Origin of the sequence: Nocardioides agri (assembly GCF_013778305.1) — a bacterium.
Lineage (GTDB): Bacteria > Actinomycetota > Actinomycetes > Propionibacteriales > Nocardioidaceae > Nocardioides > Nocardioides agri.
Window position 1 is genome coordinate 2622762 of the sequence record NZ_JACEIC010000002.1, and the last position, 14789, is coordinate 2637550.

The following is a 14789-nucleotide window of genomic DNA, read 5'->3' on the forward strand; positions in this document are numbered from 1 at the left end:
ATCCGCGCCGTGCCGAATCACACCACCATGCACGACGTCGACGGATCGGTCAGCCTGACGTTCTACTGCGGCGAGCTGCCAGCGGACAGCGCGATCCATGCCGCGGGCCACGAACCGAACGGCTACTTCTGGGAGGGCCTGGTCCAGTACCTGGCACCCGACGTGGCCGACCGGGTCGAGCTCGACTCGGAGGCGGGGATGTTCGCCGCGTACGGCGATCGGTCAACGCTCGAGCGGCTTCAGACACTCATCGATCCGTACCTCGACGACGCCGAGCAGGTTGCCGTGGCAATTCGTGAGGCCGAGGGCTCGGGGTTCAGCTTCGACGACTGAGTCCCGCGCGGCGAGTCGAGCGGCCGCGCGAAGGCTCGCGTGCGTCAACCGCGCGAGGGGAAGGTGCCCCCGGTGCAGATGCCGTAGATGAGTCCCTTCGGCGCCGCGTTGCGAAGATCGGGGAGTGCGAAGGTCGTCGTGCCGTTGCCGCCGAAGTTGGTGCCGAGCAGCGAGAAGAGCGCCGTGTTGCTGGCGATCGGCAGGAGCTGGCCGCGCGCGGGGGTGCCGAAGGCGAAGCTCGCGGCCGTCAGCTTGATCTCGCCCAGCATGCAACCGGGGACGGTGCCGCCCGAGCTGCCGCCCGGGTCGATGCCGTACGGCGTGTTGTCGGCCGGGCCGAAGATGCCCGTGGTGCCCGGGAGTCCCTGAGGTCCGGCGGGACCCGTGGCGCCGGTGTCTCCCTTCGCGCCCGGGGCTCCCTGAGGTCCGGCGGGACCCGTGGCTCCGGTGTCTCCCTTGGCGCCCGTGGCTCCCTGAGGTCCTGCAGCCCCCGTGGCGCCGGTCGCGCCGCGGACGCTGACCGAGATCTTGTGACTTCCCCGCGGGCACGCCGACGTGCGCGAGGCGCTGACGACGACGTTCTTCTTCGTCACGCAGACGTTGACGGCGGAGGGTTGACCGACACCTGTCGCCAACGCGGCGCCGTATCCCAGGCCGACCAGGACGAGCGAGCCCGCGACGACGGCAGCGACGCGGCTGCGGAGGAGACTGATCACGCGCCCGATTGTGGCCCACGACCGGGCGGGACATGGCCCGTTCGGGCGATTCGCAGCCAGGCGCGCTGGACCACCACATCGGGCGCGGTGGGTGTCCGGGTCTTGGAGTCGTGGGTCACGGGTTGCCCTCGGGGAGCGTCGTGGCGAGCGACCACGACCAGTCAGCCACTCCGCCGGATGCGTTCATCGGCGCGTAGCGTGCCGTGCCCACCAGCGGCGGCCCCGTCGGGGACAGCGGCTGGTCCTTGATCACTGCCGCATTGGTGTTCAGCGGCTGGTAGCCGATGACTTCTGGCTGCTTGTCGGGGCAGGAGACCGTGACCGGCACCGTTTGCCCGGCAACCCGATGGACCTGGTGGCTGTAGCTGAACAGGTCCCACCAGACGGTCAGGCTCGCTCGGCCGGGAACGGTCGCCGCCCCCGCGTACTGGCAGCCACGGGAGTCGGTGCCGCCGACGTGCCATTCGATGCTGGCGTCGCCGGACCAGGTGAAGTCCTCGACGTCTGTCTCGAGGACGTAGCTGGTGGTCCAGGTCTCGGTGACGCCATCGTCGGCCAGGGTGCCGGACGCGTGACCGAACCAGCGGGCGATGGAGCTGCCGTTGCAGTTGTGCTTCTCCTCGACGTCGTCTCCGCAGGTGTCGGGGTCGGTCGGGGTCAGCCCGTCCTCGCCGAGCGGACCGCCGTCACACCAGTCCGTGCCGTCCCCGCCGAGACAGGTGTCGGCGCCGTCGTGTCCGGAGAGCCGGTCGTCTCCGGTGCCGCCGAGGATGCGGTCGTCGTCCTCGTTGCCCTGGAGCACGTCGTTCCCGGGACCACCGTCGATCACGTCGTTGCCCGGACCGCCGCTGACGTCGGTGTCGTCACCGCCCAGGAGGGTGATGGTGTCGTTGCCGGCGTCGCCGTGCGCGTGGTCCGCGAACTGGCTCCCGGTGATGGTGTCGTCGCCGTCACCTCCGGTAGCCAGCGAGCCGTTGCCCGAGATGGTGAGGATGTCGTCACCGGCCTGACCCGAGACGGCGGCACCTTCGGCGGTGGACCGGATGACGTCGTTGCCGCTGCCGGCCTCGACCATGCCCAGGTCCGCGGGTCCGTAGTCGATGGTGTCGTCGCCGGGTCCGGCGTCGATGAGGTGGCGGTCTCCGCCGTTGACCGTGAGGGTGTCCTGGCCCGCACCTGAGTGGATCCTGTCGGTGCCGCCGCCGGCGTTGATGGTGTCGTTGCCGTCATCGCCGTCGATGACGTCGTCGTAGCGGGATCCCGTGATGACGTCCCCATCGGGGCCGCCGGACAGCGCCATGCCCGGCGCCTTGCCGGTGATGGTGTCAACGCCCTCCTCTCCTGCCAACGCGGACCCGTTGGCGGCGGAGGACAGCGTGTCGTTGCCGGGACCCCCGTAGACCCAGCCGTTCTCGCCGGTGCCGAGGTCGACGGTGTCGTTGCCGGGACCGGCCTTGACCGTGTCGGTGCCGGCGTTGGTGAAGATGATGTCGTCTCCATCTCCCCCGTCGACCAGCCCGCGGTCGCCGCCGTCGTCTCCGTTGGAGCCGGAGATGGTGTCGTTGCCCGCGCCGCCGTACATGGTCTCGGCCGGCTTCAAGGCCTTGAGCCTGTCGCGACCGGCCATCCCGTCCATGTTCGCGCCGCGCTCCTCGGCCGTGAGGCGGTCGTTGCCCTCCTCGCCGAGGAGGGTCACCCGCTCTGCCTCGGCGGTCATGGTGTCGTCACCGGCTCCGCCGCTGAGCTGGGCCGCGTCGGAGTCCCCGATGAGAGTGTCTCCACCGCCCTCACCCCAGGCTCGGTCGCGATGCCCGGCCCCCGTACGCACGGTGTCCTTACCCGTGCCTGCCAGCACCTGGTCGTCACCTGCCCCGGCGTCGACCACGTCGCGCCCGGAGCCCGCGCAGATCAGGTCGTTGCCGCCCCGGCCGTGGATGGCGTCGTGGCCGGCGCCGGCCCAGATGATGTCCCTGCCACCGGTCCCGACGAGGACGTCGTTGCTCGAGCCGCCCACGATGCTCGGGCGCTTGCCGAAGCAGGTGGGGCCGGCTGCGTGCGCCGCCGCGGGTTGCGCGCCGAGCCCCACCATGGAGGACGCCAGGAGGACCGCGGCGAGGCCGGCTGCGCGGCGACCAGCGGTAGGGGCGGCCATCAGTCGGTCCCGAAGGCGACGGCGTAGGCACCTGGGCGGACGGTCACCGTGAAGTGGACAGCCCCGGCGGAGCCGTCGATCTGCTCGCCGAGACCCTGGTCGCTGCGCGTCGCCTCGTAGGAGGCCGGAAGCGCCGCCTCGAGCTGGTCGAGCACGTCCTCGGGGGACAGGTCGGTGGCGTACTCCAGGCTCTGCCGGGTTCCGTCCGGCGTCTCCGTGGTCTGGCACAGGACGCCCGAAACCGCATCGGCGGGCCAGTCGGCAGGTGCCAGTGTCGCTGCGGCCGGGTCCGGCGCTCCCAGGGCGACGGGGAAGGCGTCCAGGCACTCCTCGGGTACCCCGGAGCCTGACTGGAGCTCGGAGGCGTCTGTCTCGGCCGCGGGGGAGGTGGGCGCGGCGCCCGGTTCCCCGGTCGCGTCCGCTCCGGCGCAGGCGGTGAGGGTCACCGCGCCGATCGCCAACGACGCGAGGACCGCGGCGACGCGGCGGTGGGCGGTGGTGCGTGAGTTCATCGTGGTTCCCTGTTCGGTCGGGTCCGCGGTGGTTCGCGGGACGACCCAGAGTTTCGATGTCCCGATGTCCCAGCCGACAGGGACATAGATCACGACCGCCGTCGGGACGTCTCCAGCGATCTCAGAACGGCGTCGACCGTCCCCCGGCCTAGAGTGAAGGTCTCAGCCGGCCGACACCGACCACGCGGAGGGCACTCATGGCCAGCTCGCGAGCCCATGAGCGCCACCCGGCGCCACCCGACGACCAGCTCCTGGGCAACGCCCGGCGACGCGGCCCAGGGGACTGGGCATGAGCCTGCTGGAGGGCAAGGTCGTCCTGGTCAGCGGCGGCACTCAGGGCGTGGGCGCAGCCGTCGCCCGCGCCACCGTGGACGCCGGGGCCACGGTCGTGGTCACCGGCCGTCGCAACGAGATCGGCGAGGCGTTCGCCGCGGAGCTGGAGCAGCGGGGCGGGCGCGCGGCGGCGTACCTGGCAGCCGACGTGAGCGACGTGGAGCAGGCCCGCGCGTCGGTCGAGGAGGTCGTCCGTCGGTTCGGTCGGATCGACGGCCTCGTGAACGCCGCCGGCCACACCAGCCGGGGCACCCTGCTCGACACGACGCCGGAGCTGTTCGACCAGCACGTGGCGGTGAACCTGCGCGCGCCGTTCTTCCTCATGCAGGCGGCGGTCAAGGACATGCTCAGCCGCGGGGCGCCGGGCACCATCGTCAACATCATCACGATGTCGGCGCACGGTGGGCAGCCCTACCTCGCGCCGTACGTCGCCGCCAAGGCGGGCCTGATCGGCCTGACCCGGAACGCGGCCCATGCGCTTCGGTGGGACCGGATCCGGGTCAACGGCGTCAACATCGGCTGGACCGAGACCGAGGGCGAGGACGCCGTGCAGCGCGAGTTCCACGGCGCCGGCGACGACTGGCTCGAGCGCGCCGCCGCCGAGCTGCCGATGGGCAAGCTCGGGCAGCCCGACGACGCCGCCGCGCTGGTCGTCCTGCTCCTGTCCGATCGAAGCGGGGTCGTCACCGGCTCCGTCATCGACTGGGACCAGGCGGTCATCGGCGCCTACGACTGAAACCCGATCCTGGAGGGTGAGGCGGTCGACGGCGGGGGATCGGGCGGCCTCACCCCGCGGGGTGCAGACGTCCGTGCTCGGATCGGGCACCGGGTCTAGGTGGGGCCACCCCGATCGAGGGTCGGCCTCCCCCATCGCCCAGCGCGACCCATCAATGGTCGAGGAGAAGCAATGACGACGACCCAGGACACCACCCAGGGCACGACCAAGGACACCACCAAGGATCAGGTGCAACAGACCGCCGGCACCGCTGCGGACGAGGGCAAGCACCTCGCCTCCGTCGTCGGTGAGGAGGCCCAGAACGTGGCCGCGCAGGCCAAGGACCAGGTGCGGGCCCTCATGGATGACACGCTCGAGCAGGTCAGCGACCAGTCCCGGGTCCAGCTGGACCGGCTCGTCGGCACCCTGAGGAGCGTCAGCTCCGACCTCGAGTCGATGGCGTCCTCCGCGGACGGCGGCCTCGCCGCACAGGTCACCCAGCAGGTGGCTCACCACTCACGCAGCCTCAGCACCCACCTGGACGGCCGGGCGCCGTCCGAGGTGGTCGACGACGTTCGCCAGTTCGCGCGCCGCCGCCCCGGGCTGTTCCTCCTCGGAGCGCTCGGCGCCGGTGTCGTGGCCGGGCGGCTCGCCCGTGGCGCGAAGCAGGCCCACGACACAACGCCTTCGGCCACCAGCGCTCCGGACCCCGTCGGCACGCCGACTCTGACCAGCGGCACCCCGTCGAACGGTCTGCCGGTGGGCGAGACGTCGACCGCTCCGTCCTACGGCCAGCCCGGCGTCGCCGTACCGCGCTCGCCGGTCGAGCCGACCTATCCCACGACCGGTGGCGTCGGCAGCACGCCCACTCCGCCTCGTGCCGAGGACCTCGACGAGCCGGACGGCTCCGGCGCCGGGCCGCAGGGGTTCCTGCCGTGAGTGTCACCCCGACCCCCGACGTCGGACCCGGCCCCGCGTCCGACGGACGCAGCATCGGCGAGATCGTCGGCGACGTCACCCAGGACCTCACCACGCTCATCCGCCAGGAGATCGACCTGGCCAAGACCGAGCTGAAGGAGGAGGGGACGAAGGCCGCGAAGGGTGCCGGGATGCTCGGCGGGGCCGGTCTCGCAGGCTTCTTCGCCGTGCTGTTCCTCTCCACCACGCTGATGTTCGTGCTCGATGAGTTCCTCGAGCTCTGGCTCGCCGCCCTCATCGTCACCGCCGTGTGGGCCGTGGCCACTGCCGCGCTCGCCGTCATCGGCAAGAACAAGCTCCAGGCCAGCAGGCCGCAGCTTCCGCAGACGCAAGAAACCTTGAAGGAGGACGTCCGATGGGCCAAAGCACAGAAGAACTGAGCACCCAGATCGCCGGCACCAGGGAGTCCCTGGCGAGCGACCTCGACGCACTGCAGGACCGGGTCAGCCCGAGTGCCATCGTCGAGCGACGCAAGGAAGCCGCGCGGAGCAAGGTCCGATCGGCCAAGGACAAGATCATGGGCAGCGGGCACAGCGCCGCGAGTTCGGCCGGCTCCACCGGCAGCGACGCGATGGCCGGTGTCAAGGACGGTGTCGGTGGCGCCAAGGACGCGGCCGGCGACGCGATCGAGGGCAGCCCCCTGGCCGCCGGACTCGTCGCGTTCGGTGCCGGAATGGTCATCGCAGCTCTCATCCCTGCCTCCGACGCCGAGCAGCGGGTCTCCCAGCGCGTGACCGAGGCCGCCCAGCCGTTGGTCGACGAGGCCAAGTCGCTCGGACAGGACCTCGGCGACACCGTCAAGGACACCGCGGTCGACGCAGCGCAGCAGGTGAAGGAGACCGCCCAGGACTCCGTGCAGCGCGTCCAGGAGGAGGGCAAGGCGTCCGCCGAATCCGTCAAGGCCGAGGCACCCGGACAGGGCTAGCCGACAACGCTCACCACTAGGGGTCCGACCGTTGGGTCCGGACCCCTGGTGGTGCGTCAGATCCTCACGTCGGGTCGCTCCAGCACCCGCGACATGACGATCGCGCTGCGAGTCCGGTCGACCTTGGGGTGCTCGCGGATGCGCTCGACGGTCCGTTCGATCTCGGCCATGCTCGCCGCGCGGACGTGCACGAGCGCGTCGGCGTCGCCCGAGACCGTCCACGCTCCGGTGATCTGGGGCACCTCGGCGAGGCTGCGCGCGAGCTGGGCGGTGGAGACGTTGCCGCGGTAGTAGACCTCGACGTACGCCTCGGTCGTCCACCCCAGGACCTCCGGGTCCACCACCGCGGTGAAACCAGCGATCTGGCCCCGCCGGGTCATCTGGTCGACCCGACGCTTGACGGCTGAGGCGGACAGCCCCACGTCGGCGCCGATGTCGCGAAAGGTCGCCCGGCCGTCGGCGACGAGTCGGCCGAGGATGGCGCGGTCGAGGTCGTCCATGCACACACCTGCTCTCACAATCGACCACTGCGCGCAACAGATCGGTGCGCGGAGCGGTGAAGACGCAACAGAACGCACGTGTCCGCGCGTCACATCGCATCATAGTTTCGTCGGCGTTCCGACCCGACGATTCTCAGGAGTCCTTCGTGACCGCCACCCTTCCCTCGCCAGTCGACGTCCCCGCTCGCGTGGCGCGCGCCAAGCGGTTCCTCATGTGCCGCCCCGACCACTTCGACGTCACCTACGCGATCAACCCGTGGATGGACACCAGCCGCCCGGTCGACCGCGACCTCGCGCTGCGGCAGTGGGAGACGCTGCGCGCGGCCTACGAGGCCAAGGGCCACCGCGTGGAGGTGGTGGACGGAGTCGTGGGGCTGCCGGACATGGTGTTCGCGGCCAACGGGGGCTTCGCGGTCGGGGATCGAGCCATGGCGGCGACCTTCGCCCACGTCGAGCGGCAGCCCGAGGGCGACGCCTACCACGCCTGGTTCACCGCGGCCGGGTTCACGAGCACGACCCGCGCGGTCGCCGTCAACGAGGGCGAGGGGGACCTGCTGCGCGTCGGCAACCTGATCCTCGCCGGGCACGGCTTCCGCAGCTCGACGCAGGCGCACCACGAGGTACGGGAGTTCTTCGGCCTCCCGGTGATCTCGCTCGAGCTCGTCGACCCGCGCTTCTACCACCTCGACACGGCCCTCTGCGTGCTCGACGACCACAACGTCGCCTACTACCCCGCCGCCTTCGCGCCCCAGGCTCAGCGCCTGCTGGAGCAGCTCTTCCCCGACGCGGTCATCGCCACGGACGCCGACGCCGAGGTGCTCGGTCTCAACGCCGTCTCCGACGGCCGCCACGTCTTCCTCACCGACGCGGCCACCGGGATGCACGCCGCCCTGCGCGAGCGCGGGTACGAGCCGGTCGGCATCGACCTGGGCGAGCTGCTCAAGGCCGGCGGCAGCGTCAAGTGCTGCACGCTGGAGCTGCACCCGTGAGCGCCGTCGGGATGGAGACCGCCGCCGCGGAGCGCACCCTCGCCCAGGTCGACGAGCGGGTCGCGCACAACTACCACCCGCTGCCCGTCGTCATCGGCAGCGCCGAGGGTGCCTGGCTGGTCGACACGACCGGCCGGCGCTACCTCGACATGCTCGGTGCCTACTCGGCGATGAACTTCGGGCACGGGCACCCAACCGTCGTCCAGGCCGCCCGCGACCAGCTCGAGCGGATGACGCTCGTCAGCCGGGCGTTCCACCACGACCTGCTCGGGCAGTTCGCCGAGGAGCTCACCGACCTGGTGGGCAAGGACATGCTGCTTCCGATGAACACCGGCGCCGAGGCGGTCGAGACGGCCCTCAAGGTGGCGCGGAAGTGGGGGTACGAGGTCAAGGGCGTGCCGGCCGGCCGAGCGCAGGTCATCGTGGCCCACGGCAACTTCCACGGCCGGACCACCACGATCGTCAGCTTCTCCGACGACCCGGACGCCCGCGCGGGCTTCGGGCCGTTCACGCCCGGCTTCGTCGCGGTGCCGTACGGCGACGCGACCGCCGTCGCCGAGGCGATCACCCCGGACACGGTCGCCGTCCTCCTCGAGCCCGTGCAGGGCGAGGCCGGCGTCGTGATCCCGCCCGAGGGCTACCTGCAGCAGGTCCGGGAGACCTGCTCGCGCCATGACGTCCTGTTCATCGCCGACGAGGTGCAGTCCGGTCTCGGCCGCACCGGCCGCACGCTCGCGTGCCAGCACGCCGGCGTCGAGCCCGACCTCTACGTGCTCGGCAAGGCGCTCGGTGGCGGCATCCTTCCGGTCTCCGCTGTCGTCGGGGACCGCTCGGTCCTCTCGGTCCTCCGCCCCGGCCAGCACGGGTCCACGTTCGGCGGCAACCCGCTCGCGTGCGCCGTCGGCCTCGCCGTCGTCGGCATCCTCCGCGACGGCACGTACCAGCGGCGCGCCGAGGAGCTCGGCGCCGTCCTCGCCGACCGGCTCGCGAGCCTCGTGGGTCGGGGGGTGCTCGAGCGTCGGGTGATCGGCCTCTGGGCAGGCATCGACATCGACCCCGCGCTCGCCTCCGGTCGCGAGGTGTGCGAGCGGCTGATGGCTCGCGGCGTCCTGGCCAAGGACACCCACGGCTCGACCATCCGGTTCTCGCCACCGCTCACCATCGACGAGCAGGACCTGCACTGGGCGGTCGACCAGCTCGACGCCGTCCTCGACGACCTGCGCGCCGGCCGCTGAGCCTCGCCCGCGACCTCTTCACGAGAAGGAGCACCACCTCCATGACCCTGTCCCCGGCGGCGGCGATCGACGAGCCGTCCCACACCCAGCGCGGCTCCGCCATGGACGCCGCCCTCAGCCAGCTCGCCGACGCCGTACGGCTGCTCGGCCTCGACGAGAGCACGCACCGCACGCTCGCCTCCCCGCGCCGGTCGCTGACGGTCTCGGTCCCGCTGGAGCGCGAGGACGGCTCCATCACCGTGCTGCAGGGCTATCGGGTCCAGCACAACCTGGCGCGCGGGCCCGCCAAGGGCGGCGTCCGTTTCCACCCCGAGGTCGACCTCGACGAGGTCACCGCCCTCGCCATGTGGATGACGTGGAAGTGCGCCGTCGTCGGCATCCCGTACGGCGGCGCGAAGGGCGGCGTGCGCGTCGACCCGGCCCAGCTGACCCGCCGCGAGCTCGAACGCGTCACCCGCCGCTACACCAGCGAGATCCTGCCGCTCATCGGGCCGGAGCGCGACATCCCGGCTCCGGACGTCAACACCGACGAGCAGGTGATGGCCTGGATGATGGACACCTACTCGGTGACCAAGGGCCACTCGGTGCCGGGCGTCGTCACGGGCAAGCCGATCGAGGTCGGCGGGTCCGCCGGTCGCGCCGGCGCGACCTCGCGCGGGGTCACGATCGCCACCCTGGCTGCGCTGGCCGGTGCTGGGGCCGCCCCGGAGGGTCGTTCGGTCGCCATCCAGGGCTTCGGCAAGGTCGGTGCCCTGGCGGCGCGCTTCCTCCAGGAGCAGGGGCTGCGGGTCGTCGCGGTGTCCGACGTCAGTGGAGGTCGCTACGACGAACGGGGCCTCGACGTCGCGCGCCTCGTCGACGCGGCCCGCGAGCCGGGCTACCGACTCGCCGACGAGACCGCGGGGTCGGCGGTGACGAACGACGAGCTGCTGGCCATGGACGTCGACGTCCTGGTGCCGGCCGCCCTCGACGGGGCGATCCGCGAGGACAACGTCGACCAGGTCCGTGCCCGCTTCGTCGTCGAGGGTGCCAACGGTCCCACCACGCCGGCCGCGGACGCCGTGCTCGCTGAGCGTGGCGTGGTCGTCGTCCCCGACATCCTCGCCAACGCGGGAGGCGTCATCGTGTCCTACCTCGAGTGGGTGCAGAACCTGCAGTCCCACTCGTGGAGCGAGGCCGAGGTCGAGCTGCGGCTCGCCGACCTGATGCGGCGCGGCTACGAGGACGTCGCGGACCTCGCGGCGTCCCGCGGCATCACCCTGCGCCAGGCAGCGCACGTCATCGGCGTCGGTCGCGTGGCGCAGGCTGCGCGGCTCCGAGGCCTCCACCCGTGATCGAGCCCCTCCAGGAGACCCCATGGATTCCGTGACCACCGTCCCCGTCCCCGTCAACGAGCCGGTGCGCGACCACCGGCCGGGCAGCCCGGAGCAGCAGTCCTTGTGGGCGGTGCTCGAGCAGCTGCGGACCGCGCCCCGGGACCTGCCGGCGCGCATCGGCGACCGCTGGCACCTCGGCAGCGGCGAGCGGATCCGCGTCACCGAGCCGCACCGCCGCGCGTCCGTGCTCGGGGTGCTCGCCGACAGCACGCGCGCCGACGCGTGCCTGGCGGTGCGCGCCGCCCTCGACGCCGCCCACGACTGGCGACGTCTGCCCTACGACGCCCGCGCGGCGATCTTCCTGCGCGCTGCGGACCTCCTGTCCGGGCCGTGGCGCGACCGGATGAACGCCGCGACCATGCTCGGGCAGGGCAAGACCGTCCACCAGGCCGAGATCGACGCCGCGTGCGAGCTGGCCGACTTCTGGCGCTTCAACGTGGCCTTCGGGCGAGAGCTGCTCGAGCAGCAGCCGGCCGTCCAGCCCCCGGGTGCCTGGAACCGCCTCGACCATCGCCCCCTCGAGGGCTTCGTCTACGCGGTCACGCCGTTCAACTTCACCGCGATCGCCGGGAACCTCGCCACCGCGCCGGCCCTGATGGGCAACGTCGTGGTCTGGAAGCCCGCGCCGACCCAGCAGCTCTCGGCGCACGTCACCATGGAGCTCCTGGAGGCGGCCGGCCTCCCGCCCGGGGTCGTGAACATGCTGCCGGGCACGGGACCTGCCGTGAGTGACGCCGTCCTGGACAGTCCGCACCTGGCCGGCATCCACTTCACCGGCTCGACCGACACGTTCCGGCGGCTCTGGGGCGAGGTCGGGCACCGCATCGGGTCCTACCGCACCTATCCGCGGATCGTGGGGGAGACCGGCGGCAAGGGCTTCGTGCTCGCCCATCCCAGCGCCGACCTCGACGAGCTCCGCACGGCCCTGCTGCGAGGCGCGTTCGACTACCAGGGTCAGAAGTGCTCCGCTGCCTCACGTGCCTACCTGCCGAGGAGCATCTGGCGCCGCCTGCGCGACGACCTCGCCGCCGCGGCGGACGCGCTGCCGATGGGGGACGTGACCGACCACCGCAACTTCCTGGGCGCGGTCATCGACGAGCGCGCGTACCGGCGTCAGGTCGCGGCCATCGCGGAGGCGAGAGCGCGCGAGACCTGCCGGGTCATCGCCGGCGGGGAGCACGACGACGCCGAGGGCTGGTTCGTCAGACCCACGGTCCTCGAGTGCGACGACCTGTCCGACGAGGTCTTCGAGCGCGAGTACTTCGGACCGATCCTGGCCGTGCACGTCTTCGACGACGACCGGTTCGACGAGGTGGCGCAGCACATCGACCGCACCAGCGACTACGCGCTGACCGGGGCGGTGTTCGGTCGCGACCGGGGTGCCCTGGAGTCCGCCTCCGCGACGTTGCGCGACGCGGCGGGCAACCTCTACCTCAACGACAAGCCGACCGGGGCGGTCGTCGGCCAGCAGCCGTTCGGGGGCGGCCGCGCGTCCGGCACGAACGACAAGGCGGGCGCCCCGAGCAACCTGAGCCGGTGGATCTCCAGCCGCACGCTGAAGGAGACCTACGCCCCGCCCCGCGACCACCGCTACGCCCACATGGGCTGACCCCTGACGTCGGCGCGGCGCTCGACGGGTTCCGACATGTTCGTTACAGTGCGCGACACACTCGGTCATTCTGTAACATTCATCACACACACAAGGTCGGTGCCATGTCGTTCATTCCACGCCTCGTGGCGGTCGCCGGGGTCCTGACCCTGGCGAGCGCCGCGCTCGTCGCCCAGCCCGCATTCGCCTCGGGACCGGGGCAGACCGCTCATGCCGCGGCGCTCGACCCCGCCGCCGCGCGCGGCTCCCTGGTGCTCGTCGGCGGCAACCTCGACGAGAACCGGCAGATCCTGCGGCGGATCGTGGCGCTCGCCGATCCGGACGGCGACGGCCCCCGGCGCGCGCGGATCGCGCTCGTCACGGCGGCGGCAGAGCCCGCCGAGACCGCGGCGGAGGCTCAGGACCCCGACGAGAACAACGCCGCCGCGAACGGCCTCTACTACGCCCAGCTGTTCAAGCGCTTCGGCGCCACGACGTACGCCGTGCCCGTCGACACCACCCAGGACGCCTTCGCCGGCGACACCTACGGGCCGCGCGCTGCCCGCGACGAGCGGGTGGCGCGGCGGGTCGAGCGCTCGACCGGGGTGTTCTTCGGCGGCGGCGACCAGATGGACTACATCCGCACGCTGATGAGCTGCCGCGATGCCGTGCGCGAGGCGTTCCGCGATTGCGTGCCCTCGCCGGTGCTGACGGCCGTCGCGCGGGTTCTCGACCGCGGCGGGGTCGTCGCCGGCGTGAGCGCCGGCACCACGATCCAGCAGGGACCGGACATGGTGACCGGTGGTGAGCCGTACGAGGCCTGGCGTGACGGCGCCACCGCGGGATACCTCGAGGACGCGGATCGCCTGGGCTACCTCCCGTTCGGCGGGTTCGGCTTCTTCTCCGGCGCTCTGCTCGACAGCCACTTCGGCACCTGGGGGCGTCAGGCTCGGATGGTCAGGCTCGCTGAGGAGACCGGTCACCGCCGGGTCGTCGGCATCGACGAGACGACGGCCCTGGTGGTCGACCGAGCGTCCGGGCGGGCGCGCGTGATCGGCGAGAACGGCGTCTCGATCCTCGACGTGCGGGGCCAGGGTGCCGGCTGGACCTACCTGACGGCCGGCGACCGGCTCGACCTGCGCACCTGGGAGGTCCGTCCGAGCCGGGCGGCCCACCGGCTCAGGGGTTCCGGCCCGGCGCCGGCTCCGGTGGCGGACGTGTGGGACTCGGCGGCGGCCGACGACCCGGGCTCCTACTCCCTGGTCGACCTGGCCGTCGGCCTGGTGCGCTCCTCGGGGGCTCGCGCCACCGGTACGACGCTCGAGACCGGTCCGCAGTACCGCACGACGCTCGTGCGCACCGAGGCGACCCGTGCCTGGGGAGGCTCCGGGAGGACGTCCTTCAGCGGCCTGCGCCTGCTCATCGGGCGCGCCGGCTGACCATGGTCGGTCCCCGGGGACGTGGCGCCGCGCGACGGATCGCGCGGCGCCACGTATCTTGCGGCGTGTGGAACCGCTGGTGGAGGACGACATGACGGTCGCCGAGCGCGTGCGCGAGGGGCTGGGACGATGCAGCCCCGCGGAGCGTCGGGTCGGCCGCGCCCTGCTGGCGGAGTACCCCGCGGCCGGCCTGGACACCGTGGCCAGCCTCGCGGAGCGGGCGGGGACGAGCGGCCCCACCGTCCTGCGCTTCCTCGCGCGGCTCGGTTTCTCCGGGTTCCCCGACTTCCAGGAGGCGCTTCGTTCGGAGCTGACCGAGCGCACGGCGTCGCCACTCACGATCCTGCAAGCCGACGGTGGCGATGCCTCGAGCCCCGCGAAGCGGCGCCAGCGCCGGGCCGACCTGCTCGGCAACGCCCAGGAGGTCATCCCGGCGTCCGTCGCCCACACCCTGGAGCAGCTGCCGCCCAACGAGCTCTCCGCCGCCGTCGAGCTGCTGGCCGACCCTCAGGTGCGCATCGTCGCGGAGGGCGGGCGCTTCACCCGGCTGCTGGCCGAGTACCTCGTCCGCCACCTGATGCAGGTGCGTGGCCAGGCTCGGCTGCTGCCCGACATCCCCGTGGCCCGTGCCGACCTCCTCCTCGACGTCGGTCGCCGTGACGTGCTCGTCATCTTCGACTTCCGCCGCTACGAGCCGCCCTCCAAGAAGCTCGCCGACCGGTACGCCGAGCGCGGCGCCAAGGTCATCCTGGTGACCGACCGCTGGCTGTCGCCGATCTCCTCCGTTGCCGACGTGGTCCTGCCGGTGGGCGTGGACGCGATCTCGGCCTACGACAGCCTGGTACCGGCGCTGGCGCTGGTCGAGGTGCTCATCGCCGGCGTGCTCGAGGTCCGCGGGGACGGGGCCCGCAAGCGCATGGCCGACTTCGAGCAGGTCAGCCTGGACCACGGGATCGTCTGAACTTTTCATTACGTCTTCCCATGCATCCGTACTGAAT

The 14789-nt window shown here is 72.1% G+C and carries 15 protein-coding genes; 11 read left to right on the forward strand and 4 right to left on the reverse strand.

The features are described from left to right. Nucleotides 1-27: 27 nt before the first annotated feature. Entirely contained in the window at nucleotides 28-333 is a 306-nt protein-coding gene (locus HZF07_RS17230; protein WP_157345559.1) for an Imm51 family immunity protein, read from the forward strand. 44 nt (nucleotides 334-377) lie between these two features. Here the strand turns inward: HZF07_RS17230 and HZF07_RS24565 are convergent, their stop codons facing one another. The 3 genes from HZF07_RS24565 to HZF07_RS17245 all read right to left on the reverse strand — a co-directional run bounded on the left by HZF07_RS24565 (nucleotide 378) and on the right by HZF07_RS17245 (nucleotide 3713). After that, complete coding sequence (locus HZF07_RS24565; protein WP_220131844.1) at nucleotides 378-1049, reverse strand: phage tail protein; 672 nt, start codon at nucleotides 1047-1049, stop codon at nucleotides 378-380. 115 nt (nucleotides 1050-1164) lie between these two features. Next, entirely contained in the window at nucleotides 1165-3201 is a 2037-nt protein-coding gene (locus HZF07_RS17240) for a calcium-binding protein (protein ID WP_157343334.1), read from the reverse strand. Next, on the reverse strand, nucleotides 3201-3713 hold the full coding sequence (locus HZF07_RS17245) for a hypothetical protein (protein WP_157343336.1): 513 nt from the start codon (nucleotides 3711-3713) through the stop codon (nucleotides 3201-3203). The genes HZF07_RS17240 and HZF07_RS17245 overlap by 1 nt, the downstream gene beginning before the upstream one ends. Before the next feature lie 289 nt (nucleotides 3714-4002). Here HZF07_RS17245 and HZF07_RS17250 point away from each other — a divergent pair, with 289 nt between their 5' ends. The 4 genes from HZF07_RS17250 (at nucleotide 4003) to HZF07_RS17265 (ending at nucleotide 6664) form a co-directional block, all read left to right on the forward strand. Next, nucleotides 4003-4782: an SDR family oxidoreductase gene (locus HZF07_RS17250; protein ID WP_157343339.1), complete on the forward strand. Its 780-nt coding sequence runs from the start codon at nucleotides 4003-4005 to the stop codon at nucleotides 4780-4782. Between the two features lie 171 nt (nucleotides 4783-4953). After that, nucleotides 4954-5700: a hypothetical protein gene (locus HZF07_RS17255; RefSeq protein ID WP_157343341.1), complete on the forward strand. Its 747-nt coding sequence runs from the start codon at nucleotides 4954-4956 to the stop codon at nucleotides 5698-5700. Beyond that, nucleotides 5697-6119 (forward strand): phage holin family protein, encoded by a 423-nt coding sequence (locus HZF07_RS17260; protein ID WP_181645314.1) that lies wholly within the window; start codon nucleotides 5697-5699, stop codon nucleotides 6117-6119. Before HZF07_RS17255 ends, HZF07_RS17260 begins: the two co-directional genes overlap by 4 nt. Continuing rightward, nucleotides 6095-6664 (forward strand): DUF3618 domain-containing protein, encoded by a 570-nt coding sequence (locus tag HZF07_RS17265; RefSeq protein WP_157343343.1) that lies wholly within the window; start codon nucleotides 6095-6097, stop codon nucleotides 6662-6664. Before HZF07_RS17260 ends, HZF07_RS17265 begins: the two co-directional genes overlap by 25 nt. A gap of 56 nt (nucleotides 6665-6720) precedes the next feature. Here HZF07_RS17265 and HZF07_RS17270 read toward each other — a convergent pair whose 3' ends face one another. Beyond that, the gene (locus HZF07_RS17270; RefSeq protein WP_157343345.1) at nucleotides 6721-7164 is read right to left on the reverse strand and encodes an Lrp/AsnC family transcriptional regulator; all 444 of its coding nucleotides are present in this window, start codon (nucleotides 7162-7164) and stop codon (nucleotides 6721-6723) included. Between the two features lie 146 nt (nucleotides 7165-7310). On the opposite strand from HZF07_RS17270, the gene ddaH reads away from it, so the two are divergent. The 6 genes from ddaH to HZF07_RS17300 all read left to right on the forward strand — a co-directional run bounded on the left by ddaH (nucleotide 7311) and on the right by HZF07_RS17300 (nucleotide 14752). Beyond that, on the forward strand, nucleotides 7311-8153 hold the full coding sequence (ddaH, locus tag HZF07_RS17275) for a dimethylargininase (protein ID WP_309504815.1): 843 nt from the start codon (nucleotides 7311-7313) through the stop codon (nucleotides 8151-8153). Between the two features lie 11 nt (nucleotides 8154-8164). Continuing rightward, nucleotides 8165-9388 (forward strand): ornithine--oxo-acid transaminase, encoded by a 1224-nt coding sequence (rocD, locus tag HZF07_RS17280; protein ID WP_157345562.1) that lies wholly within the window; start codon nucleotides 8165-8167, stop codon nucleotides 9386-9388. 41 nt (nucleotides 9389-9429) lie between these two features. Continuing rightward, nucleotides 9430-10722 carry a Glu/Leu/Phe/Val family dehydrogenase gene (locus HZF07_RS17285; RefSeq protein WP_157343347.1) on the forward strand — a complete coding sequence of 431 codons (1293 nt, stop codon included), beginning with the start codon at nucleotides 9430-9432 and terminating at the stop codon, nucleotides 10720-10722. Nucleotides 10723-10744: 22 nt separating this feature from the next. Beyond that, nucleotides 10745-12373: an L-glutamate gamma-semialdehyde dehydrogenase gene (gene pruA, locus HZF07_RS17290; protein ID WP_157343349.1), complete on the forward strand. Its 1629-nt coding sequence runs from the start codon at nucleotides 10745-10747 to the stop codon at nucleotides 12371-12373. A gap of 104 nt (nucleotides 12374-12477) precedes the next feature. Then, complete coding sequence (locus HZF07_RS17295) at nucleotides 12478-13791, forward strand: cyanophycinase (protein WP_157343351.1); 1314 nt, start codon at nucleotides 12478-12480, stop codon at nucleotides 13789-13791. Between the two features lie 67 nt (nucleotides 13792-13858). Beyond that, nucleotides 13859-14752, forward strand: a complete 894-nt coding sequence (locus HZF07_RS17300; RefSeq protein WP_198346418.1) for a MurR/RpiR family transcriptional regulator — start codon at nucleotides 13859-13861, stop codon at nucleotides 14750-14752. The last annotated feature ends 37 nt before the right edge of the window (nucleotides 14753-14789 follow it).